This is a genomic window from Bacillus sp. 005/A4HT-01/001 (assembly GCF_004634445.1).
Lineage (GTDB): Bacteria > Bacillota > Bacilli > Bacillales > Bacillaceae > Bacillus > Bacillus altitudinis.
On sequence record NZ_SEIZ01000004.1, the window covers coordinates 122,223 to 144,619 of the forward strand.

The following is a 22,397-nucleotide window of genomic DNA, read 5'->3' on the forward strand; positions in this document are numbered from 1 at the left end:
TTCAAGAAACGTCTGCGCAGACAAGACATGACACAGAAAAAGTGAACCATCTTGCTATTTGTTTCGTTTACCTTTTAGAGTGGGCGGTACAATAGAAAGAGCGGTTTTTCTGTGACTCACAGTTTACTGCCGCTTTCTTTCTGATACATGAGACATTTTCATAGGTAGAAAGGCGGTTATTCACATTGTTGAAATATCGGAAGTGGCTTCTGCTGCTCATCTTCATGTTCTCATTTTTCATGCCAAAAGAAGCATTTGCTCATGCATATGTGGTGAGCTCAAATCCAGTAGCAAATGAAGAGCTGGATCAGCAGCCTCCTGCAGTCTCGATCACCTTTAGTGAAGGGATCGAAAGTGGATTTCATGCCATTAAGGTGTTCAATGCAAAAGGGGATCGTGTGGATCAAGGAGATACGGTCATCAAAGAGCAAAAGATCATGGAAGCAGCTTTAAAAAAGAATTTACCAAAAGGCATTTACACCATTCAGTGGAATGCGGTATCAGCCGATGGGCACTCTGTGTCTGGCATGATTCCGTTTAGTATCGGAAAAGCGGATGGAGGATTTGATCAATTAGATCAAGGACAATCAAGTGAATCCATCGATATGGCTTCAACCATTGACAAAGCCTTTCTGTATACGTCATTTAGCTTATTTCTTGGAACCATTTTATTTGGGCTTCTATGGTTTAAAGCGGCCATAACCGACGTTTTAGCTCGGCGAATGAAGCGACTCTTAACTGTTTCATTGATCATGATGGGCGGAGCACTCTTGTTCCAGCTGCCGATTCAAACTAAGTCAGCGGCAGACGTGTCCTTTTTAGGGGCATTTCAACCATCACTTTTACAAGAAACCATTGCGTCGACTTCGGGCGGGAGTCTGTGGATGATGCTAATGGCGTCATTTGTTCTACTGTCGATCTGGACGATTGTGGCGATGAAAAAAGGAAACTTCACTTCCTTCCGGGTATGGCTGTTTCCACTGCTCATTTTCACTGTGCTCCTATGGCTAAAAGCACAAATCGGTCATCCAGCCGCAACAGATAATAAAATACTGACAACGTCACTTGACTTCATTCATCTCATTTCTGCATCTATTTGGGTCGGCGGCTTAACAGCCATTGTCCTTCTTTTGATGAAGAAACTGCCGAATGAAGATCAGCCGCTCATACGCAGCACCCTGACAGCTTTTCATCCGTGGGCACTGCTCTCAGTTGGACTGATTGTGTTTTCTGGGTTTGTGAATGCGATTTTTATTCTGCAATCATTTGATGCCCTTTTCCAATCAGCCTATGGACGCACCTTCTTAATCAAACTTGGTTTATTTATCATCATGGGTCTACTTGGGCTCGTCCATTATTTGATGCTGAGATGGGAAAAGAAGCAGAAACGAAACGTATCTTTACGAGCAGAGTGGATTATTGGGATCGCTATTTTACTATTAACAGCCGTATTCACCAATATCCCAAGCCCTCCGCCGCCTGCACCAGAGCCATTCTTTGGAGCCAATCAGGTGGAGCATCGTGACCTTGTGTCTTTGAGCATTACCCCGAATGCTCCTGGTAAAAACACGTTCGAGGTGGCATTTACGAAGAAGGATGGACAAACGATCACAGACATTCAATCAGTGACAGCTAAGATCCACAAAGTCTCCTTGTTCGGTGATGAAACGCCTAACGAATTTCAGCTGAAACGATTAAAGAATGGACACTTCTCGGCTGAAAACCTCTTACTAAATGAAAAAGGCACTTGGAAAATTGAGATTCATGCATTAACTGGTTCTTTTGACAACATCGATACGACATTCATTAGAAGAAACTAAAAGGAGTTCATATCATATGAAAAAATACGTTAAAGCTTTATTACCAATGCTTCTCGCTTCATTTTTACTGGCGATTCCTGTGAGTGCACACGTGACAGTCAAACCTGATACATCTGCAACGAATGCTTGGGAAACCTATACGTTAAAAGTACCTTCTGAAAGCGACAGTCCGACAACAAAGGTTGTCATCATGATGCCTAAAGGCGTAGAATTCCAGCAATACGAGCCAGTGCCTGGCTGGAAAACAACAACTGAAGAGAAAAACGGAAAAGTCACAAGAGTCACTTGGGAAGCAACTGGCGATGGTGTCCTTGCTGGCCAGTTCCAGCAATTCGTGTTTGTCGCAAAAAACCCTGAAAAAGCCGGCGAAGCGGCATGGGATGCGTATCAATATTATAAGGATGGAACAGTAGTTGAATGGACTGGCGACAAGGACGCTGATAAGCCTCATTCGATCACAAACATTGTTGCGTCTAATACCGTAACGGATTCACATGGTCAAGAAAAACCAAAAGAAGAAAAGGCATCTGAAACAGCCTCTGCTTCTTCTTCACCACTTCTTCTTGGTCTGTCCATTGCAGCCTTAGTTGTGGCATTAATTGCACTTGGACTTGCTTTTAGAAAGAAATAAGCCTTACATGAGCGATCGTTTTTTCAAGCGGTCGCTTTTTATTTTCCCAACCTATCATTTCCAATATAGGATTGAATAGGATACTCGTGCATGCCATAATGAGACACATGACCACCTAGGAGGCTATGAGATGAACCATCTAATCATATTTGCTCATCCCCAGCAAAGCTTAAATCAAACCCTATTAGATCTTGTTGTAAGCACTCTTTTGAACAATGGTCATGATGTGACGGTTCGTGATGTGTATAGCATTGGCTTTCCGCCAGAGCTGACAACAGCAGAAAAGGTTGCCATGAGAAACGGACATGTGCCGGCACCGGTTCAAAGAGAGCAGAAGCTGATTCAACAAGCTGATGTCCTCACGTTTATCTTTCCAATATGGTGGACAGGCTTGCCGGCGATGCTAAAGGGTTATGTAGAGCGCGTTTTTTCAGAGGGGTTTGCGTATGAGATCAATGAAAACGGAGTGGTGAAAAATCTGCTTCGAGACAAAAAAGGGGTCATTATTAATACGCATGATGCACCGAGGACCTTTCTTAATTCAAATATGATCATCACCCCCAGCCATCACATGACGACAGATACAGCCGCCTTCGATCTGATCGGCGTTGAGCCAGTCGAACGGCTCTTGTTCAGCAGCATGGAACAAGCATCTGCAGACGACATCCACGAGATTCTCAGAGAAACAAAAGAAACGGTGGATCAACTTTTCCCACCGGCTGTTTAACATAAAAAAGACTGCCGAAGCTTCTCGGACAGTCACAGATTGTTGACAAAGGGCTAAAATGAACTTGATTTTAGCCCTTTGTCTTCCTTTTCAGCGTGATAGAAAACCTTTGCAGTCTAGGAAGGACGAGTACTGGCGCGGAGCGAATTTGACATTCGTGAGCACCAGCACGCAGGACTGACAAAGAATGCGAGGGTTTGTCTACACGCTGAGACTACCGAGGCTTCTCGGACAGTCTTTTTCACATGTTATTCGTCTAAACCAATTGACACATACTTCGTTTCTAAATAAGGCTCGATGCCTTCGATGCCACCTTCACGGCCAATACCGCTCTCTTTCATACCGCCGAAAGGTGCCTGCACAGCGGATGGTCCGCCGTCATTCCAGCCAATAATCCCGTAATCTAGATTCTCAGATATATAGAGACCATTGCGGTAATTCTCTGTAAAGAAATAAGCCGCAAGTCCAAAAGGTGTATCGTTCGCTAATTCAATGGCTTCATCTAATGTGCTAAATGTCGTAATGGGTGCAACTGGACCAAACGTCTCTTCATGCATAATGTTCATTGAAGGATCGACATGAGTTAGCACCGTCGGCTGAACAAAATAATACGACTTCTCATCGTCAAAATGTGTATCGCCGCCGACAAGAACTTTCGCCCCTTTATCCACGGCATCTTGAATTTGGTCGACAATTTTATCGAAGCCTCGCTTATTGATAATCGGTCCGATGGACGTGCCTTCCTCAAACCCATTTCCTACTTTCAGCTTTTCCACTTCTTTGCTGAAACTTTGCGCAAATGCTTCATGAATTTCTTCATGGACAATTAATCGATTGGCACAAACACACGTCTGACCTGCATTACGGAATTTAGATGCCACTGCTTGTTTCACAGCCAATTCAAGGTTGGCGTCCTTATCTACGATCAGCGGGGCATGACCGCCAAGTTCCATAGAAACGTGTTTCACTGTGCTCGCACTGTTTTTGATGAGATGTTTTCCAACTGGTGTTGAGCCAGTAAACGTGATCTTGCGGATCAATGGACTATCTGTGAAGATTTCCCCCACTTCTTTTCCATCTCCAATCACCCATTGCAAGGCATCCTCTGGAATTCCGGCTTCATGGCCTAATTTCACAAGCTCAATGGCCGTAAGCGGCGTGTCTTCAGCAGGTTTCACGATAAACGTACAGCCCGCCGCAAGCGCTGGTGCAGCCTTCCTTGTAATCATCGCCGCAGGGAAATTCCATGGTGTAATGGCGGCAACAGGACCGACTGGCTGTTTTGTGACAAATAGGCGCTTGTTTGTCGTATGAGACGGGATCGTTCTGCCGTAAATCCGCTTTGCTTCCTCTGCGTACCATTCAATATATCCAGCGGCATAGACGATTTCCCCTAATGCTTCTTGATACGGCTTCCCGTTTTCTTCTGTGATGATTTTTGCAAGTCTTTCTTTATGCTCGATCATGAGATCAAACCATTTGCGAATGATATTTGCACGTTCATGGGCTGACGTTTTTGCCCATGTTTTGAATGCTTTGTGTGAGCGAGTGATCGCATCTTCAATCTGTTCTTTTGTATGCTGAGCAACTGAGGCAATTTCTTCTCCGGTTGCAGGATTATACACTTTGAGTTCGTTTGTCATGCTCTACCTTCTCCTTCGTTCTTGGATTCATTACATATAGTATATACCCAATGAGTGCCCAACCTAAAAGCAAAATCCATTCAGCTGGCCATGATAAGGAGGCCGGCATCCCTGGAAAATAAAATGAAAGAAAAAGGAAACTAAGTCCAATGGCTAAAACGCCGGTCGTCCGCCAATATTTAATGCGGTATGGTCGCTCAAGCTCAGGTTCTGTCTTGCGAAGTCTCATAAAGGCAATGGACACAATCAAATACCCAACGATGATGCCCACACCGCCTGCATTAACAATCCACACGAGGGCAGGTCGGCCTAGTAATGGTGCAAAAAATGCAAGTGCACCTAAGAACAAAATGGCATTTGTCGGTGTTTTATACTTCGGATGAATATACGCAAACCATTTGGAAATCATGCCTCTTTCCGCCATTGCGTAGAGGATACGGCTTGCACCAATGATAAATGCATTCCAGCTCGTCACAATGCCTGCTACACCACCAATGACAAGCACAGTCCCAAACGCCTGATGACCAAGAAGCTGTACCATGGCATCTGCTGTTGCCAGTGATGAAGCCTCAAGCTGACCTTTTGACAATCCTGCCGCTACTCCAAAGACAATGAGCAGATAAAATACAACCGCACTCACAATGGAGATAATCAAAATTCTCCCGATGATCTTCTTAGGTGCGTTAATCTCCGCCGCTACCTGCGGGATGACATCAAACCCAACGAATAAAAAGGGAATCATCACTAACACAGCCATCAGACCGCCAACCCCGCCCTGAAACATCGGCTCAAGGTTTGCAAAATCTCCATTAAATGTAGCTCCGCCTAATAGAAGAAAACCTGTCAGGATAATGGCCACTGTGAACACCGATTGAAAAATGGCAGCAGGCTTTGCGCCAATGTAGTTCAGAGCTGTTAAAAACAGTGCACCGCCAGATCCAATCAATACCCATGTAAAGTAAACATCCCATCCTCCTATATTCCATAGGAAACCAACATGCTGTGTTGGAATGACATAGTCAATGACTGTCGGAAGTGCGACAGCTTCAAACGTAATCACGGACACATAACCGAACAATACGCCCCATGCGGAGACAAACGCTGATTTGATCCCAAATGCCCGCTGGACAAAGACGAGTCCTCCGCCTGTTTCTGGAATCGCAGAGGAAAGCTCTGCATACGTTAGCCCAATAAAAATGACGAGAATGCCCCCTATGACAAAGGCAATCACACTTCCTAAAAATCCAGCTGTTAAAATCCAATCTCCCGAAAGTACAACCCAGCCCCAGCCAAGCATTGCACCAATGGATAAAAACAGTACGTCTGACTGCGACATGGTTTTAGCCATTTGTTGTTTTTGCATACAACCATCCCCCTTTGTTGTTTAGCGTGCTGTGAAGGCGTCTTCGATAATCCCTAGTCCTTCTTGCAGCAGCTCATCTGTGATGACAAGTGGTGTTAAAAAGCGAATAATATTCCCATTGATCCCTGCCGTTAATAAGAGTAGTCCGTGCTTGTTTGCATAGGCTGCAATCGCTGCGGCTGTCTTCTTATCTGGTGTACGCGTTGTTTGATCTTCCACAATTTCAATGGCCGCCATTGCCCCTAATCGCCGGACTTCCCCGATGAATGAGTACTTACTTCTCCACTCATTCGCTTTGTCCTCAATGACTTGTCCAATGTGTTCAGATCGTTCATTCAGTTGTTCTGTTTCAATAATATCAAGTACAGCCAAAGCTGCCACACAGCCTAATGGACTGCCAGCATACGTTCCTCCTAGCTCCCCTGGGTCCGCTGCATCAAGTAATTCTTTTCTGCCAACAACACCGCTCAGCGGCAGGCCAGCTGCAAGTGATTTTGACACAGTGATTAAGTCTGGCACCACATCGTAGTGTTCAATCGCAAAGTATTTCCCTGTTCTTGCGAATCCTGTTTGGATCTCATCTGCCACGAATACGATTCCATGTTGCTGACAGAATGAAGCGACATGCTGGACAAAACGCTTCGATGGTACAATGAATCCGCCCTCCCCTTGGACTGGCTCCATCACCACACAAGCGACTGTTTCTGGTGCAACGGTTGCGACAAAGAATTGATTGAACTGATCGATGATGTATTCGTCGTAGGCTGCATCGCTTAATCCTTCAGGTTTTTGATAGTAATAAGGATACGGCGCTTGATACACCTCTGACGCAAATGGTCCGAATCCAAATTTATAAGGCTTGACCTTGCTTGTCATGCTCATCGTCATATTCGTTCTTCCGTGGAACCCTCTTGTAAAAGAGACAACCGCTTGTCTTTTTGTATATTTACGGGCAATTTTCACTGCGTTTTCAACTGCTTCTGCACCTGAATTTAAGAAAATGGCTTTTTTGTCGTGGTCGCCTGGTGTGAGGTGGCATAGTTTTTCTGCCAATTCGATATAGGATTCGTACATCATGACATTAAATCCTGGATGAATCAGGCTATCTGCCTGTGCTTTGACTGCTTCCACAACCTTTGGATGGGAGTGTCCTACATTTAATGTACCGATGGCGCCTGCAAAATCGATAAAACGATTGCCATCAATATCGAAAAGCTCGGCTCCCTTCCCTTTCGCTGCAAGATGACGGTTGCCATTACTTACGCCTCTTGCGACGTATTGATCTCTTTTCCCCTGCCATTCCTCTGTTGAAAAACGGTTTGTTGTCGTTTGACTCATTGTCATCCATCCCCTTTATGTCTTTTTTATTATTCTGAATATTTTTTGGTATGATAGAAAGTACCAATATCATTTTTTTCATGGTACCAGAGAGGATGGAATGACGAGATGCTGACAATTCAACTAGATCAAACAGGGGAAAACGGGTTTATTTATCATCAAATTTATACAAAAATTAAAGAGGAAATTTTAAACCGCAACCTGCAGCCGCACGATCAATTACCGTCTAAACGAGAGTTAGCCGATACCTTAAATGTCAGCGTCAATTCAGTGAATGGCGCCTATCAACAACTGCTTGCCGAAGGATATTTATATTCAGTTGAACGGAAAGGTTTTTTTGTGGAATCACTTGAAACATTTCATGAATCAGGTCAACTGAAACCCTCTTCCCTTCCAGCGGATTTAAAAGAGAATTCGATTGAGCGAAATGACTGGTATTCCTTTTCACATATTTCTGTTGATACAGCCAATTTTCCTTTTAAAAGCTGGCTGAAAAGTGAGCAAAAAGCGATTCACCTCCACCAAGAAGCCTTTGGTGAGCTGCCGCACCCACAAGGCGTCTATGAGCTGCGGGAAACGATTGCCCGGCTGATTGGACTTGCACGAGGGGTCAAATGCTACCCTGAACAGCTCATTTTAAGTGCGGGTACACAGTCGCTCATTCATTCGCTATCAAGCATTCTTCCAGCTGATCAAATATACGGATTAGAAAACCCCGGCTACCGCAGACTGTATCAAATGCTGAAAAACAATCATCACCGCATTGAAACGATTGGCATTGATCGAAAAGGGGTGCGGATGAGCGACATTCACAAAAAAAAGCCGAATGTCTTGATCATTACGCCTTCTCATCAGTTCCCAACAGGGGTGATCATGCCGATTTCCCGGCGGATACAGCTGTTAAACTGGGCAGCTGATCAACCAGACCGCTATATCATTGAGGACGATTATGACAGTGAATTTAAGTACGGCACAGACAGCATACCGGCGCTGCAAAGCCTTGACCGCTATGACAAAGTCATTTATATGGGGACCTTTTCGAAATCATTGCTGCCCGGCTTAAGGATAAGCTACATGGTACTGCCGCAGCATTTATTAAGACGCTATAAGGAAGAACAGCACTTTTTCATCCAAACGGCTAACCTGTTTACACAATACACCCTTCTTTATTTTATAAAAGATGGCGCCTATCAGCGGCATATTAAAAGAATGAATGGGCTATACGAGGAAAAACGAAAACAGCTCATTGGAGAGCTCGACACTGTCTTTTGTGACAACGTACGGATTATCGGGGAAAATGCAGGGCTACATTTTATCGCAGAATTCCGCTCAGATCGTACGCAGCATGAGATTTTACAGCGTGCCAAAGACCGAAAGCTGAAAATGTACGGGATGGACCGTTTTACCCTTGATGAGCATGTGCCTGGTCACAAAGAAGGCTTTGTCCCGCTTGTCCTCGGTTTCTCTCATATGCGGCCAGAGGATATTAAGCCAGCGGTGAAACGCCTGTATGACTCGATTTATGGGAAATAAAACAGCTCATGTAGATGAATCGTGGCACTCCTTTGACGGGACTATCCCCATAGAGGAGTGTTACGATCACATTCTTTCATAAACGTAATAGTTGATGTGAATATTTTTTTCTAGCAATTTCACGAGTGTTTGAAGGCTTTTTAAGTTTGTTGGCAGTAACGCAATACCATCTCCCTGTTCAACGATTTTGATCATTCCTTCAAACGAATCTAACTCAAATAGGGTTCGATCACCCAGCATACGCGTGGCCTCATGTCTTAATGGGCAAAGCTGATCACGATTCACAACCAATGAAATATCATCATCGTATATCTCTTTGGATTTTCCATATACGTTCAATGCCAAGCTCTTTACCTCTTTTAATTGATATTCCGCTTTTTCCATTTGATTAAAAGAAATAATTTGATCATACACATCCTCTGTTAACTTTTTGTTGATCGTACTTGATGAAGCAATGATAAAATCAGTTGCTTGAATATCCTCTAAAACTCGTTGCTCGTATAAAACGTTAAATAGAAGTTCAGAGCATAAAACGTTCTTTTTCTTTGAAGTCAATTTTTGTTGAATGGACTTCGTTTCTTTTACGATTTTTTGAGCGTATTGATAAAATAAATCCCCCTGTCCTGTTGAACTGATTCCATGATGATGCCGGATAAAAAATGTTGCATCATATAAAGTTTCAAGCGCTTTGATTCTTTGAGAAATATTGGATTGCGCATACCCTAAAGCTTTAGCCGCTTGATTAATCGATTCTTTTTGATACACCTCTATAAAAATAATCAAATCATTTATATTCATCATGATCACCTATCACTTTTTGTGATAACAATAACACAAATATGTATTATTCAACTGGTTTGAAGTCGATTATGATGGCTATTGAAAGGGAGTGTTTCAATGCATGCCATGCAATATCATATGGATCTGCCTGCGGATTATGATATGAATATCGTTAGAAAAAGAGTACGAAACAATGGATGGAAAACAGATGGATATCAGGATTTATTATTTAAAGCTTATTTGATCACTGAAAAAGACAAACATAGAAGTTTACACAATGGCTATTGCCCATTGTATATTTGGAAACAATCTGAGGGCATGACGGATTTTGTATTTAAGGGGTCATTTGATCATATTTTACGTTCTTTTGGCTGGAAACAAATCAATATTGGCATCACGTATTCCGTTCATTTAACAGATGATTTTCATCGTAGCACATTCGTTCTTGAAGAGTATGTGACGATTCATCCTACTGATTGCCTGGAAAACCTAGATATCGCCCATCTCTTTTCTCATTTTAACGACAATAAGGGTGAAGTCATCGTATATAACCCCGATAAATGGAAGTGCGTCAAATATTCTTTTCTGGACTCATTACCAGAGAATATAGAGCAGCAGATTCACATTTATGACATTGTCCATCTGTCTATGGATCATTCATTGGCCTAATTCATTTTACACGAGACGCATCACAAATCCCCAAGGTTACAATGCCTTGGGGATTTGTCATTTGTTGATGCAAGATTCTCTTACCACCGCTCCTTGTCTACAGCTAAAACGGATGACAAGAGGCCTGGAAAAGCGGAATCAATGTCATCCTTTCTGAGAGAGTAGTAACGGTGCTTCCCGTCAATTCTCACTTTCACGATGCCTGCCTCTCTTAGTACTTTAAAGTGATGCGACAGCGTGGACTTGGCAATGTTCATATGATACGTACCGCATGTTCTCTCACCCGCTTCTGCTAAGCAGCGGACAATCTCCAGCCGAACAGGGTCAGCCAATGCTTGCAGCACAGAAATGAGTCTCATGTTTTCTTGGGTTGGATGATTTGGATTATTCATACGATAAATGTATCGTATTTTGTTCTAACATACAATCTCGTTACTCGCCTATGACATTGTAACGCGACAACCTATGGAAACGACTATGACTCATAGACACTATTTTGAAGGGAAGAACCTTATTTGACACGGACAATATGGACTTGCTTATTCATGCTCTTATTGGCAACGAGCTTATGCGCCTGCCAATCTGTTCAGCAATTTGAGTCAAAACCACCTAGTGCAGAAGAGTTATTAACTCTCGATCCACAGGCAGATTTATTTCAATGGGAAGAAACGATCTATGAAACAAACATAGATTGGACAAAATCATTAAATGTAACAAAACACCAGCAAGTAGGTGTCATTCAGAAAACAGCTGCCAAACATTTTGAACATGGAACAGCTTCTCGGTTGAAAAAAGGAACACCTATTTACTCTGTCAAGGAGCGGAAAGACCTTTTGATCATCGAACGTAACGGACAAATCCACATATATGCCGCACATGCGGAAGGATAAATACCTGTCATTGGGCCAGGTATTTTTTTAAGTTCATTTTCTTGTCATGTGCCATTGGTTTTGTTATCATAGCAAAAGTGACCACTCGGTTTCCATTGTGACCATATGGTTTTGCCGATTCGGAAAGGACTTATGAAGATGAACGAAAAGCAAGAAGAGATTTTGCGGGTATCGAAGAAATTATTTTCTCAAAAAGGCTATATGAGTGTCTCCATGCAGTCAATTGCTGATGCCTGTAAAATATCAAAAGCGTCTATTTATAAACTGTTTGATTCAAAGGAAGCTCTTCTATTGGAACTGATTAAATACAATCAGCGCAAAATGAGAGAGATTTCTCAGATCATTCATTCCGAAACGACGCTGTCCAAAAAGGAAAAATTCACAAAAAAGATTAAGCTTGAGCTTGAAGAGTTTAAAGAGAATCATAAATTTTTGAATATGCTGTCCTTTGAAGCCTTTTCACAGCATTCGCCCATCGTCATTAAGCATTTACGTGAGACACGCTCCATTATCATGCAGCGGCACAGAGACATCATTTTAAGCACATATGGTGAATCTGTTGCGCCTTATGTGTGGGATCTTGTGATTGTCCTCAACGGATTAATGAGAGAATTCATCTTGATGTTGGCGATTGAGCACAAGAACATCCAATTAGAAAATGCCGCCGAAATGATCATCGGTGTGATGGACCGTGTGTCAATAAAGCCTTGCTCCATTGAGCCTGTGTTAACAGATCAGCTGATGGACTCTTATTTGCTTTCCACACAGGAAGAATATGATGAAGAAAAGCTTGTCATCTCGTACTTAACAAAGATGAAACAAGAGCTTCACACACTCTCAAATGGAGAAGAAAAGGACGATCTCCTCTCTGCGTTTGAACTGCTGAGTCAAGAACTGTCAAAGGACCAACCGAGAACCTTTTTAATCAGCTCATTGCTTGATTATTTAGGCAAACACAGCGTTTTATCTCAAAACGTGTCACAGCTGAAAAGCATTATTTTATAGATAAAGAAGGGATAATATGAACCAATCAACAACATCGTATAACCGGTCTGTGATTGTTGGGATTTTCCTCGTTGGGGCGTTCGTTGCGATCTTAAACCAAACGCTTCTCATTCCAGCGATCCCGCATATCATGGAAGAGTTCAATATTGATGTCAGTAAAGGCCAATGGCTGACCACAGCCTTTATGCTGACAAACGGGATTCTCATCCCAATTACGGCCTTTTTAATTGAGAAATTTTCAAGCCGTTCCTTAGTCTTAACGGCTCTTAGCATTTTTACAGCAGGTACCATTCTTGCTTCGTTCGCCACGAATTTCCCGGTGCTACTTGCAGCACGTATCGTCCAGGCAGCTGGCGCAGGAATTTTGATGCCGCTCATGCAAACGATCTTTTTAACCATTTTCCCAAAAGAAAAACGCGGGCAAGCCATGGGTATGGTCGGACTAGTGATTTCATTCGCACCGGCGCTTGGACCAACACTTGGCGGCTGGATTGTCGATTCCTTTAGCTGGAAGTTCTTATTCTATATTGTTCTTCCAATCGGTATTATTGATCTCATTCTTGCTTTCTTCTTAATGAAAAATGTCACACAGCAAAGAGACACTCGTATCGATGTCTTATCGGTGATCCTGTCTTCCTTCGGATTTGGCGGACTGCTGTACGGATTTTCAAGTGTTGGAACGTATGGTTGGACGAGTGCGACCGTTCTGATTTCACTCATTGTCGGTGCTGTGAGCTTGTTCTTCTTTATCCTGCGTCAGTCGAATTTGAAAAGACCGATGCTTGAGTTTGGCGTCTTTAAGTTTGCGATCTTTAGCTTAACGACCTTCCTCGGTATGCTCGTCTTTGCCTTACTGATTGGAACAGAGACGATTCTGCCGCTCTATACGCAGAATGTCAGAGGGTTATCTGCCCTTGATACAGGGCTGATCTTATTGCCAGGGGCTCTCTTTATGGGATTCCTATCACCGATTATCGGACGAATTTTTGACAAAGTAGGCGGTAAAGGGCTGGCTCTAGGCGGGTTTACGATATTAGCTGTCACTTCCCTGCCATTTATGATGCTGAACCTTGATTCATCGATTGCCCTCATTACAGTGGCCTACACACTTCGCTTAATCGGGGTTGGGATGATCATGATGCCGCTGACAACAGCCGGCATTAACTCGTTACCACCGCATTTGATTCCGCACGGGACAGCAATGAATAATACGATGAGACAAATGGGCGGCTCTATCGGGACGGCTGTGCTTGTCTCCATTATGAGCAGCTCTGCTGCCAATGCAGCATTATCCGATCCAATGAAGTCAGCCGTTCATGGTATGAATACGTCATTTATCGTGTCTGGTGCTATTGCGGTCATTGGACTCGTTCTCTCGTTCTTCTTAAAAGAAAAACGTAAAAACAAAGTGATGAAGCAGGAGCTATCTTCTTCGTCCTCTTCTTCATAAAGACAAAGAGCTCGGCATATCGCCGGCTCTTTTTTCATCTATTCACACATAACGTCCTCCCCAAGAATACATTTGTTCATTCAGAGAAGAAAAACCTTGATAATTTGAAGAAAAGAGTTGATAATAGAAACTATTCAATTTGTGAGAAAATTTTTACTATAGGAGATGTATGCATTGAAGGTCGTTAAATTTGGTGGCAGTTCTCTTGCTTCTGGCAAGCAGCTGCAAAAGGTATTTGACATTGTCACAGCAGATCCAGCTCGAAAAGCAGTCGTTGTTTCCGCACCAGGAAAACGGCATTCAACGGATACGAAGGTCACCGATCTATTAATTAGTTGCGGTGAACAATATTTACGTTTAGGTGAAGCACACGATTTACAAGAAGCTGTCATCGAGCGATATGCCTCGATTGCGGATGAGCTGGGGTTAGGTCAAGACATTATTGACACCATCCGGCAAGATGTAAACACGTTATTACAGGCTGATTCTTCTCATCCTGAGCGTTATCTTGATGCGATTAAAGCAAGCGGTGAAGATAATAACGCAAAGCTGATTGCAGCCTACTTTCAGCATCAAGGCGTCGAAGCCCACTATGTGAATCCAAAAGAAGCCGGTCTATTTGTCAGCGACGAGCCTGGTCAAGCGCAAGTCCTTCCAGAATCGTATGATCATTTGTACAAATTAAGAGAACGCTCTGGCATCATTGTGTTCCCTGGCTTTTTCGGTTTTAGTCTAGCGGGTGATATCGTCACTTTTTCCCGCAGTGGATCAGACATTACCGGTTCCATTTTGGCAAATGGACTGAAGGCAGATGTGTATGAAAACTTTACGGATGTGGATGCAGTCTACGCCGTCAATCCAACGATCGTTCATGAACCAAAGGAAATCACAGAGCTGACATATCGTGAAATGCGTGAATTGTCCTATGCGGGTTTTTCTGTATTTCATGATGAGGCACTTATTCCAGCCTTTCGGGCAGGCATTCCTGTTCAGATTAAGAACACCAATAATCCAACGGCCAAAGGCACGAAAATTGTAAATCAACGGGATCATACGAATGGCCCTGTTGTGGGAATCGCATCAGACAATGGATTTTGCAGTATTTATATCTCCAAGTATTTGATGAACCGAGAAGTGGGCTTTGGACGTAAGGTGTTGCAAACGTTAGAGGAATATGGACTTACGTATGAACACGTGCCTTCTGGCATTGATGATATGACCATTATTTTAAGACAGGATCAGCTGGAGGAGCAGCAGATTGAACAAGAGCTTTTAGACCGATTAAAGCTTGTACTTGATGCAGATGAAGTCGTTCTAGAGCGGAACCTCTCGCTTATTATGGTCGTAGGAGAAGCGATGCGTCATAATGTTGGTACAACAGCAAGAGCGGCAAAAGCGCTGTCAAAAGCCAAAGTGAATATTGAAATGATCAACCAAGGCTCTTCAGAGGTGAGCATGATGTTTGGCGTCAAAGCGGCTCAAGAAAAAGAAGCCGTTCAAGCCTTATATGAGGAATTTTTCTCTATGTCCACGGTGCCTGTCTCCATTTAATCAGCAGACTGTCAGATCTCCGGATCGGCAGTCTTTTTGATCTCGCACGATTTGCGCATTAAAGTATATCTATTTCTCGTTTGATTTTGTATGATAGAGACAAATCAACTATTGTTCCGGCCATTGATCGGAGCTACAAGGAGTCCTAATCCATGCCTCGTCAACAACTATTAAAACAGTTTCGCAATTTTCATGATGCTTCTACAAGTATTTTAAACATGATGAGTCAATTCATTCATGTGAATACACTGTTTATTGCTAAAAATGATCAAAACACCAATCAGATTGTGAAAGTGCTAAATCAAGACGAGCAGCTTCTTGAAGAAGGGGAAGAAAATCCTTACGAGAAGACATTTTGCAAGCTGGCGGTCGATCATCGCGATACGCTGTTGATCCCTGATATCCGCTTGGACGAGCGTTCAAAAAACTTAGACGTCACGAAACAGCTACAAGGCGGATCATTTATTGGGGTTCCCATCGATTTTACTGATGGTACGAACTATGGAACCATTTGTGGACTTGATCTAAGGCCGCAGCAATTTACAGAAGAGCATGTTCATATGTTTGAAACGATGGCATCTTTGTTGAGTTACGTCTTAGAACTCGACCAGGCCAATCGGCAGATTCAGCAATTATCTGTACCGATCGTACCTGTTGTTGACGGTGTCGCCGTGCTCCCTCTTCTTGGTGATATCGAAGAGACACGTGCGCAGCATATTTTAGAAACCATTTTACAGGAAAGCTACAGGCTGTCGCTCTCTCATTTGGTCATTGATGTTTCAGGGACAAAACGACTCAATGAACAAAGCATTCAATACTTGGTCAGCTATGCGCAAACGTTAAGACTTTTAGGCATTTCAGCTGTTTTAACAGGAATAAAGCAAGACCTTGCGCTAAATGCGATTCAATCGAATATTTCATTTAAAGACATCACCATTCGTAAGGATTTACCGCAGGCACTTGCTCATATCGGCCTAACGTTTTCCAAAACAGAATAAGTGATGATACACCAAAAAGGGCTAAACCGAGTTTAGCCCTTTTCTTCTTTTCAGCGTGATAGAAAACCTTTGCAGCCCTAGGAAAGACGAGTACCGGCGCGGAGCGAATTTCACATTCGTGAGCACCGGCACGCAGGACTGACACCGAATGCGAGGGTTTGTCTACACGCTGAGGCTAAACGGAGTTTAGCCCTTTTCTTGTGGTAGCGGTAAACGAATGATAAATGTTGTTCCTTTATGTTTTTCGCTTTTTAAATCAATCTGTCCGTCATGCAAGTCCACAAGCTGCTTGACAATCGACAATCCAAGTCCGTATTCTCCATATGGTGTATTCGTTCTCGAAATATCCGCTTTATAAAAACGTTCCCAAATGTGTTTGACTTCTTCAGGTGCAATGCCGATTCCCGTGTCTTCTACTTCAATGATCGTTTCCCCATTCTCTTCTTTCCCTCTCAAAGAAATACGGCCGCCTTCTGTAAATTGAATGGCGTTCTTTGTGATGTTGACGAGAATTTGAATGAGCCGGTCATAATCTGCGTATACCTTTTGTTCAGGGTGAACCTCTACCATGAGCTGATTGTTTTTCTCTTCAGCCATTCGGCTCAGCTGCTCCTTAATCACTTCAAACGTATCAATGAGTGGATAGTGAAATTTTTGAAGAGTGATTTGATTCGACCTGATTTTCTCATAATCCATATTTTCATTGACGAGACGCAACATTCTTTTTGTTTCATCAGTGATGAGCGCATAGCATTTCTCTTTCTCTTCTGCCGGCACATCCGCAGTATTCAGCCATTCGACCAATCCTCGAATGGTCGTCAGCGGTGTTTTCAATTCGTGAGACACATCCGCAATGAATTGGCGTCTCCGTTTTTCAAGCCGGTCAATTTCCTCTCTTGACCGTTGAAGACGATTGGCCATCATATTAAAATCCTCACCTAGTGTGCCAATTTCATCAAGGTGTTTGTTTTCAAGATGAATGTTGTAGTCACCATGCGCAATTTTCTCAGTTGCCTCTCTCAATTTTTTGATACGATTCACATGGAACTTCGACAGAAACAGACTGAGAATAAAGGTAATCGTCAATGCCACAAACACGATGATATATAAATACCGGTTCATTTGAGCAATCAACTCTTCTGCTCCTTGAATAGGAGCTATGAGCACCACCCCGCCCTTCAGCTTTCCGTCTTCCATGACAGGAAGTGCCACAAGTGATGCTTCTTGATCAAGCCGGCGTGAATCACTCCGCTTGACTATGATTTCTTCTCCTTTTGAGAGCTTTGCCCACAAATCCTTTGTGAGTAACGCTTCATGCGGCGGCATCTCTTGCTGCTGAGACAGCACAGTCCCTTTTTCATCAAAGACGAAAAAGCGAATTTGTCTTGTCGAGAGAATGTCTTCAAATGGACGAAGGCGGAAGTTCATCTCGGCTTTCGGCAGCTGCTGAAAATTCTGCAAAATTTCATTCCCATAAGATTTCATTTCATCCACTCTGTTTTGATAGGCCATATCTTTTACAAAATGAGACATGAGGGTGCTGATAATAATGATGGCGATGAGCAATAACCCAAGGTGACTAATCAGCAACTGGTAAAAATATTTAATCTTCATCGAACTTATACCCTACGCCCCATACCGTATACAGAAAGGGCTTAGGTCCGTCTCCGATTTTTTGGCGCAACCGTTTAATATGAACATCAACTGTTCGTTCATCACCATAAAATTGGTATCCCCAAATTTGCTCAAGCAATTGTTCTCGTGAAAATACTTGCCGAGGATGCTGTATAAAAAAGCACAGCAGATCGTATTCCTTTGGCGTTAAATTTTCGATCCGTTTCCCCTCTAGAAACACTTCTCTCGTTTTTTTATCTAACTGAAAATGTTCGGTCTCTAGCCGTTCACCCTCTTTCGCTCCTTCTTGAGTAGATGTTGTTTGAGCAAAACGTCGTTTCACTGCTTTGATTCTTGCCATTAAGGTGAGCGGACTAAAGGGTTTTGTCACATAATCATCTGCCCCAAGATCGAAGCCCAGCACCTGATCAGATTCCGTTTCCTTTGCTGTCAGCATAATAATCGGAACATCACTGATCTGCCGTACTTTTTGACAAATGGTCAGACCATCCATTGAAGGAAGCATGACATCTAAGATGAGCAGATCCCAATCCTCCTCTTGCTTAAATCGATTCAATCCTTCTAATCCATCATGGACGAATTCCGCTTGAAATCCTTCTCGTTGAAAAAACATATCCGTCATTGTACAAACACTCTGGTTATCTTCAATCATTAATATTTTCATCATCAGCCTCCGCTGTTGCCTTTGTTTTTCTTTATGTAGCTTTATTTTACATGTTCCTTCTCAAATCTCAATTGGATTGATACGATTTCATGAACTTATCATGCTTTGGTCATCTTTTATTCATACTTTTTGATGGAGTTGACATTTTGGGGAATCACATTGTTCTTTTTTAATATAGTAGAATGGCAAAATGAAGGAATTGCAGAGGATAGTCTAAGATGAGGACAGTGTCATTTACGTTCTTTCAGATGAAGAAGTCTCCCATTTAGTAAAAGAATGAAATGACACGCTTCCTGATCGTTATAAATGGTCTATATAAAACAGTTTGGAACTGGACATGCATATCGAGGGCGGTGTGCCCTAACGAAGCTAATTGTGATTTTCTATAAGGCACCCCATTTCGATGCGAATTTCCTTTTTCTTTATATCTTCATTTGAATAAGAGTTGACATTTAATCCAATCAGTTGAAAGCCATTTTTCAAATAAAACTGGATAGCTGGAAAATTGGATGATTGGGTTTCTAATACAATCATTCTAACTCTCAATTCACGAGCGCGTTTTTTTGCCATTTTAATGAGAGTGCTGCCAATACCTTTTCTTTTAAATTGTTTATCCACATATAAATCATGAATGAGTAATGTATTATTCCATTTCATGTGTTGAATGACTATAATTCCAGTTTCTTCACCATTCATCTCTGACACGTAAACCTCTGAATCCTCTTTATATGGATCGAAAATCTCCTCTTTTAGATTTTTTTTAACTGGCGCTTCAAATTCTTCTTCTGTAAGGGAGATGTTCCAACCATTGTGACTGGTTTCCAAATGAATATCATAGTATTTTTCAGATGTATATTGATAATATACTTGTTTTCCTTTAGGATAATTTTTTTGATAGATACGACGAATCGTTAACATTTCATACTCCCTTCATATCAATGATTTAAATCTTTAAACGTACTACTAAATTCGTCGATTTGCGATTTGATACCTTTAAAAATACACCTAAAAGATAAAACTCGTTTTGCCTCTGTCATAGAATAGGGTCGTTTTTAAATGTGATTGTTGTAGATCAAGATCAATTGTTACCTGACGAAGAGAATATCTTCTTTGACGTCATAGAGTGTATTCACTCTTATAAGAATAAAGACATTTAAAAAAGCTCATCTCCAAAGATGAGCTTTTTTCATATCACACGAGCAACTTCAGATAGGCAGCGTCATTTCCCTCTTCAACCGCCTGTAAAAGCTGCTTTGCCTTTGATGTGCTGGTGACGCTGCTTAACTTTTGTATGATGTCTTCTGTCGATAACGCACAGCCTGGTGCTCCCCGAGGAATATCGACTCGTTTGCTGATGATGGTGCCGTCAGATAAGGTGAGCTTTACAATCGTAAAACGTCCTTTTGGCACTGCGTCTGGATGGGGTTCTATCGTTTGATCATATACTCTATTCACCCGCTTCATCCATGTCCGCAGCTCTGGTGAAATGTTTTTTTTCGTAAAAGCATCCAGTGATAAAGGTTGTCCAAACACTGCTAGTACGATGACATACTCGACACTAAATCGTCCCTCTTCTCCCGTCAAAGGTGTCCGCTCCGTGAGTGCGGCATCTCCGCCAGGCGGAAACATGACGTCGACCTGTACGATCTTCTTCTGTAAGGAAGAGTGTTCTTGTACTAATGACTCGATCGCATCGGCTGCATGATGCGCCGCTGAACAGAACGGATACACTTTAAACCATAGACCTGGCGACACGATACGCCATGCAGTGCCATATTCCTCTAGCAGACGTCTTTCCGCCAGTTTCTGATCCCCATAGAGAGAAAAGAAGCCCAGCTCCCCATCTAGAAGCGATTCACTCCCGCCAAAACCTGAGCAAGCTAAATCCATGGACCATACGGCGGTTTGAGCGGCGAGTCCAGCTTGTAATGGTTTCATATCAGTCCCAAACTGCTTTCGCATTCCAGCTGATTGCGCACCAGCAAAGCCGATCGCTTTCGCCAGCTCTTTCTGTGAAACTTGTTTCAAATAACCAATCGCACAGACCGCTGCAATGGCTCCGAGCGTTCCGGTATTATGCCAGCCCCGCTCATAATGCGACTTACCGATGGATTCACCTAGCCTTGCCATCACTTCGACGCCAGTAATGTAGGCTGCTAAAAATCGATCACCATATGCCTCACCGTCTGTCAGCTGGGAAAGCAAGGCCGGAATGATCACCGCACTTGGATGTCCTCTCACATCTGAATGCACATCATCATAATCAAGGGCGTGAATCAAGTAGCCATTTAGCATGGCTGCTGCTTGGCGGCTGACCTTCTTCCCTTGTCCAATGACGGGAATTTGAGCCGCGCCGCCTTCTTGTTCCACGAGCGCCATGAGCTTCTGAATCCCTTCATCCTCTTTTGCAGCAAGCGCTGCTGCCGCAGCGTCTAATAGACCGTTTCGAGCCATTTGAATGGCCTGTTGATCTTGCAACGGATCAGCAGAGAGCACTTCCTCTGCGAGCTGTTTCGTTAGTTCCATGTTCTTGACTCCAACGCCCGAACCGCAAGCTCGGAGAAGAAAGCAGCGGCAACAGGGAGTGCCTCTTCATTTAACGTAAAGGCAGGGTGATGCCATTCCTCGGTACCGCTTGTCCCCATCCAGACAAAAAAGCCTGGAATGCGTTCTTGGTAAAGGGCAAAGTCTTCTCCGCCTGGTGACTGCTCTGCCTCTACTACTGCGAGATCAAGTGCTCCTGCCGTTTCTTCCACAACCTTTGTCAAACGCTCGTCATTCATCACAGAAGGCAAATACGGATGCCATTTCACATCTGCCTTTGCGCCAAACCCTTCTGCGATACCGCTCACGATTTGTTTCATGAGATCTGGAATCATCGCTCTCACTTCAGATTCAAACGTCCGAACGGTCCCTTCCATCTCGACGCGATCAGGTATCACATTCCATGATGTGCCACCTTGAATACGTGTGATGCTGACAACCGCATGATGCAAAGAACTAATGCGGCGGCTGACAATTTGCTGTAGGGCGCTTGTGATCTGACCGCTGATGGCAATCGGATCAATTGTGTGATTTGGAATTCCAGCATGACCACCCGTTCCTTGAATGTCAATTTCAAAGCGATCGACGCTCGCCATTAATGCTTTTTCTCTTATCCCGATGGTGCCAACTGGCAGGTTAGGTTTATTGTGCATACCAAATATCGCATCCACTCCATTTAAGACGCCTGCCTCTATGACGTGTTTCGCTCCTTGCGCCACTTCCTCAGCCGGCTGGAACAAAATGCGCACTGTTCCCTTGAGCTCATGTTTCCGTTCGTTTAATAGGACGGCCGCACCAAAAACCGAAGCGGTATGGAAATCATGACCGCATGCATGCATTTTTCCTTGTATCTTTGAAGAAAATGGTTCGCCAGATGCTTCTTCAATTGGAAGTGCGTCAATATCGGCTCTCAGAGCAATCGTTGGTCCCTCTTGTTCTCCTTTGATTTCACAAACGACCCCTGTTTGAAGATCTGGAAAATCGAGTACAGTGATCCCTTCCTCTTCTAACCAGCCTCGTAGTTTTTTTGTCGTTTCATATTCTTCAAATGCCAGCTCTGGATGCTCATGAAGCGCTCGGCGTATGTTAATTAAACGTTTGTTTAAAGCTTGATTTCCTAATGATTTCACTGATACTCACCCCTCTAAAGAGTAAA

The 22,397-nt window shown here is 43.1% G+C and carries 20 protein-coding genes; 10 read left to right on the forward strand and 10 right to left on the reverse strand.

The features are described from left to right. Positions 1 to 185 precede the first annotated feature (185 nt). The 3 genes from ES896_RS13470 (at position 186) to ES896_RS13480 (ending at position 3,178) form a co-directional block, all read left to right on the forward strand. Positions 186 to 1,820, forward strand: coding sequence for a copper resistance CopC/CopD family protein (locus tag ES896_RS13470; protein ID WP_025206754.1), 1,635 nt, complete (start codon positions 186 to 188; stop codon positions 1,818 to 1,820). 16 nt (positions 1,821 to 1,836) lie between these two features. Beyond that, the gene (locus tag ES896_RS13475) at positions 1,837 to 2,451 is read left to right on the forward strand and encodes a YcnI family copper-binding membrane protein (RefSeq protein WP_025206753.1); all 615 of its coding nucleotides are present in this window, start codon (positions 1,837 to 1,839) and stop codon (positions 2,449 to 2,451) included. 130 nt (positions 2,452 to 2,581) lie between these two features. Next, positions 2,582 to 3,178, forward strand: coding sequence for an NAD(P)H-dependent oxidoreductase (locus tag ES896_RS13480; protein WP_025206752.1), 597 nt, complete (start codon positions 2,582 to 2,584; stop codon positions 3,176 to 3,178). A 248-nt stretch (positions 3,179 to 3,426) separates the two neighbouring features. Here the strand turns inward: ES896_RS13480 and ES896_RS13485 are convergent, their stop codons facing one another. The 3 genes from ES896_RS13485 to gabT are packed head-to-tail and all read right to left on the reverse strand — an operon-like array spanning position 3,427 to position 7,522. Next, complete coding sequence (locus tag ES896_RS13485) at positions 3,427 to 4,821, reverse strand: NAD-dependent succinate-semialdehyde dehydrogenase (RefSeq protein ID WP_007498133.1); 1,395 nt, start codon at positions 4,819 to 4,821, stop codon at positions 3,427 to 3,429. After that, positions 4,796 to 6,184 (reverse strand): APC family permease, encoded by a 1,389-nt coding sequence (locus ES896_RS13490; protein WP_017358512.1) that lies wholly within the window; start codon positions 6,182 to 6,184, stop codon positions 4,796 to 4,798. The genes ES896_RS13485 and ES896_RS13490 overlap by 26 nt, the downstream gene beginning before the upstream one ends. Positions 6,185 to 6,205: 21 nt before the next feature. After that, positions 6,206 to 7,522: a 4-aminobutyrate--2-oxoglutarate transaminase gene (gene gabT, locus ES896_RS13495; RefSeq protein WP_076822676.1), complete on the reverse strand. Its 1,317-nt coding sequence runs from the start codon at positions 7,520 to 7,522 to the stop codon at positions 6,206 to 6,208. A 108-nt stretch (positions 7,523 to 7,630) separates the two neighbouring features. Here gabT and gabR point away from each other — a divergent pair, with 108 nt between their 5' ends. Next, entirely contained in the window at positions 7,631 to 9,055 is a 1,425-nt protein-coding gene (gene gabR, locus ES896_RS13500) for a MocR-like transcriptional regulator GabR (protein ID WP_135226878.1), read from the forward strand. Positions 9,056 to 9,121: 66 nt separating this feature from the next. Here the strand turns inward: gabR and ES896_RS13505 are convergent, their stop codons facing one another. Next, a complete protein-coding gene (locus ES896_RS13505; RefSeq protein ID WP_135226879.1) occupies positions 9,122 to 9,853 on the reverse strand; it encodes a LysR family transcriptional regulator in 732 nt (243 codons plus the stop codon). Positions 9,854 to 9,952: 99 nt separating this feature from the next. Here ES896_RS13505 and ES896_RS13510 point away from each other — a divergent pair, with 99 nt between their 5' ends. Further along, positions 9,953 to 10,504, forward strand: coding sequence for a DUF4865 family protein (locus ES896_RS13510; RefSeq protein ID WP_135226880.1), 552 nt, complete (start codon positions 9,953 to 9,955; stop codon positions 10,502 to 10,504). Between the two features lie 80 nt (positions 10,505 to 10,584). On the opposite strand, the gene ES896_RS13515 is transcribed toward ES896_RS13510, so the two are convergent. Then, a complete protein-coding gene (locus tag ES896_RS13515; RefSeq protein ID WP_035390457.1) occupies positions 10,585 to 10,896 on the reverse strand; it encodes an ArsR/SmtB family transcription factor in 312 nt (103 codons plus the stop codon). A 123-nt stretch (positions 10,897 to 11,019) separates the two neighbouring features. Here ES896_RS13515 and ES896_RS13520 point away from each other — a divergent pair, with 123 nt between their 5' ends. From ES896_RS13520 to ES896_RS13540, 5 genes are all read left to right on the forward strand, one after another. Further along, entirely contained in the window at positions 11,020 to 11,394 is a 375-nt protein-coding gene (locus tag ES896_RS13520; RefSeq protein WP_019743157.1) for a hypothetical protein, read from the forward strand. Positions 11,395 to 11,532: 138 nt separating this feature from the next. Further along, positions 11,533 to 12,399, forward strand: coding sequence for a TetR/AcrR family transcriptional regulator (locus ES896_RS13525; protein WP_224559208.1), 867 nt, complete (start codon positions 11,533 to 11,535; stop codon positions 12,397 to 12,399). 16 nt (positions 12,400 to 12,415) lie between these two features. After that, the gene (locus tag ES896_RS13530; protein ID WP_017358520.1) at positions 12,416 to 13,849 is read left to right on the forward strand and encodes an MDR family MFS transporter; all 1,434 of its coding nucleotides are present in this window, start codon (positions 12,416 to 12,418) and stop codon (positions 13,847 to 13,849) included. 174 nt (positions 13,850 to 14,023) lie between these two features. After that, positions 14,024 to 15,400: an aspartate kinase gene (locus ES896_RS13535; protein WP_017358521.1), complete on the forward strand. Its 1,377-nt coding sequence runs from the start codon at positions 14,024 to 14,026 to the stop codon at positions 15,398 to 15,400. 152 nt (positions 15,401 to 15,552) lie between these two features. Then, positions 15,553 to 16,398 carry a GAF domain-containing protein gene (locus ES896_RS13540; RefSeq protein ID WP_025206746.1) on the forward strand — a complete coding sequence of 282 codons (846 nt, stop codon included), beginning with the start codon at positions 15,553 to 15,555 and terminating at the stop codon, positions 16,396 to 16,398. 186 nt (positions 16,399 to 16,584) lie between these two features. Here the strand turns inward: ES896_RS13540 and ES896_RS13545 are convergent, their stop codons facing one another. The 5 genes from ES896_RS13545 to ES896_RS13565 all read right to left on the reverse strand — a co-directional run bounded on the left by ES896_RS13545 (position 16,585) and on the right by ES896_RS13565 (position 22,371). After that, positions 16,585 to 18,012 (reverse strand): sensor histidine kinase, encoded by a 1,428-nt coding sequence (locus ES896_RS13545; RefSeq protein WP_017358522.1) that lies wholly within the window; start codon positions 18,010 to 18,012, stop codon positions 16,585 to 16,587. Beyond that, a complete protein-coding gene (locus ES896_RS13550) occupies positions 18,002 to 18,697 on the reverse strand; it encodes a response regulator transcription factor (protein WP_017358523.1) in 696 nt (231 codons plus the stop codon). The genes ES896_RS13545 and ES896_RS13550 overlap by 11 nt, the downstream gene beginning before the upstream one ends. Positions 18,698 to 19,066: 369 nt before the next feature. Beyond that, on the reverse strand, positions 19,067 to 19,615 hold the full coding sequence (locus tag ES896_RS13555; RefSeq protein ID WP_079919132.1) for a GNAT family N-acetyltransferase: 549 nt from the start codon (positions 19,613 to 19,615) through the stop codon (positions 19,067 to 19,069). A 273-nt stretch (positions 19,616 to 19,888) separates the two neighbouring features. Beyond that, the gene (locus ES896_RS13560) at positions 19,889 to 21,223 is read right to left on the reverse strand and encodes an MmgE/PrpD family protein (RefSeq protein ID WP_135226881.1); all 1,335 of its coding nucleotides are present in this window, start codon (positions 21,221 to 21,223) and stop codon (positions 19,889 to 19,891) included. Then, positions 21,214 to 22,371, reverse strand: coding sequence for an amidohydrolase (locus ES896_RS13565; protein WP_135226882.1), 1,158 nt, complete (start codon positions 22,369 to 22,371; stop codon positions 21,214 to 21,216). Before ES896_RS13565 ends, ES896_RS13560 begins: the two co-directional genes overlap by 10 nt. Positions 22,372 to 22,397 lie beyond the last annotated feature (26 nt).

Bases quoted from the DNA above. Each gene is read 5' to 3' on its own strand.
- ES896_RS13505 (WP_135226879.1), bottom strand. From the start codon at position 9,853: ATGAATATAAATGATTTGATTATTTTTATAGAGGTGTATCAAAAAGAA.
- ES896_RS13555 (WP_079919132.1), bottom strand. From the start codon at position 19,615: ATGTTAACGATTCGTCGTATCTATCAAAAAAATTATCCTAAAGGAAAA.
- ES896_RS13480 (WP_025206752.1), top strand. From the start codon at position 2,582: ATGAACCATCTAATCATATTTGCTCATCCCCAGCAAAGCTTAAATCAA.
- gabR (WP_135226878.1), top strand. From the start codon at position 7,631: ATGCTGACAATTCAACTAGATCAAACAGGGGAAAACGGGTTTATTTAT.
- ES896_RS13530 (WP_017358520.1), top strand. From the start codon at position 12,416: ATGAACCAATCAACAACATCGTATAACCGGTCTGTGATTGTTGGGATT.
- ES896_RS13490 (WP_017358512.1), bottom strand. From the start codon at position 6,184: ATGCAAAAACAACAAATGGCTAAAACCATGTCGCAGTCAGACGTACTG.
- ES896_RS13525 (WP_224559208.1), top strand. From the start codon at position 11,533: ATGAACGAAAAGCAAGAAGAGATTTTGCGGGTATCGAAGAAATTATTT.
- ES896_RS13510 (WP_135226880.1), top strand. From the start codon at position 9,953: ATGCATGCCATGCAATATCATATGGATCTGCCTGCGGATTATGATATG.
- ES896_RS13550 (WP_017358523.1), bottom strand. From the start codon at position 18,697: ATGAAAATATTAATGATTGAAGATAACCAGAGTGTTTGTACAATGACG.
- ES896_RS13485 (WP_007498133.1), bottom strand. From the start codon at position 4,821: ATGACAAACGAACTCAAAGTGTATAATCCTGCAACCGGAGAAGAAATT.
- ES896_RS13545 (WP_017358522.1), bottom strand. From the start codon at position 18,012: ATGAAGATTAAATATTTTTACCAGTTGCTGATTAGTCACCTTGGGTTA.
- ES896_RS13540 (WP_025206746.1), top strand. From the start codon at position 15,553: ATGCCTCGTCAACAACTATTAAAACAGTTTCGCAATTTTCATGATGCT.
- ES896_RS13515 (WP_035390457.1), bottom strand. From the start codon at position 10,896: ATGAATAATCCAAATCATCCAACCCAAGAAAACATGAGACTCATTTCT.
- ES896_RS13560 (WP_135226881.1), bottom strand. From the start codon at position 21,223: ATGGAACTAACGAAACAGCTCGCAGAGGAAGTGCTCTCTGCTGATCCG.
- gabT (WP_076822676.1), bottom strand. From the start codon at position 7,522: ATGAGTCAAACGACAACAAACCGTTTTTCAACAGAGGAATGGCAGGGG.
- ES896_RS13475 (WP_025206753.1), top strand. From the start codon at position 1,837: ATGAAAAAATACGTTAAAGCTTTATTACCAATGCTTCTCGCTTCATTT.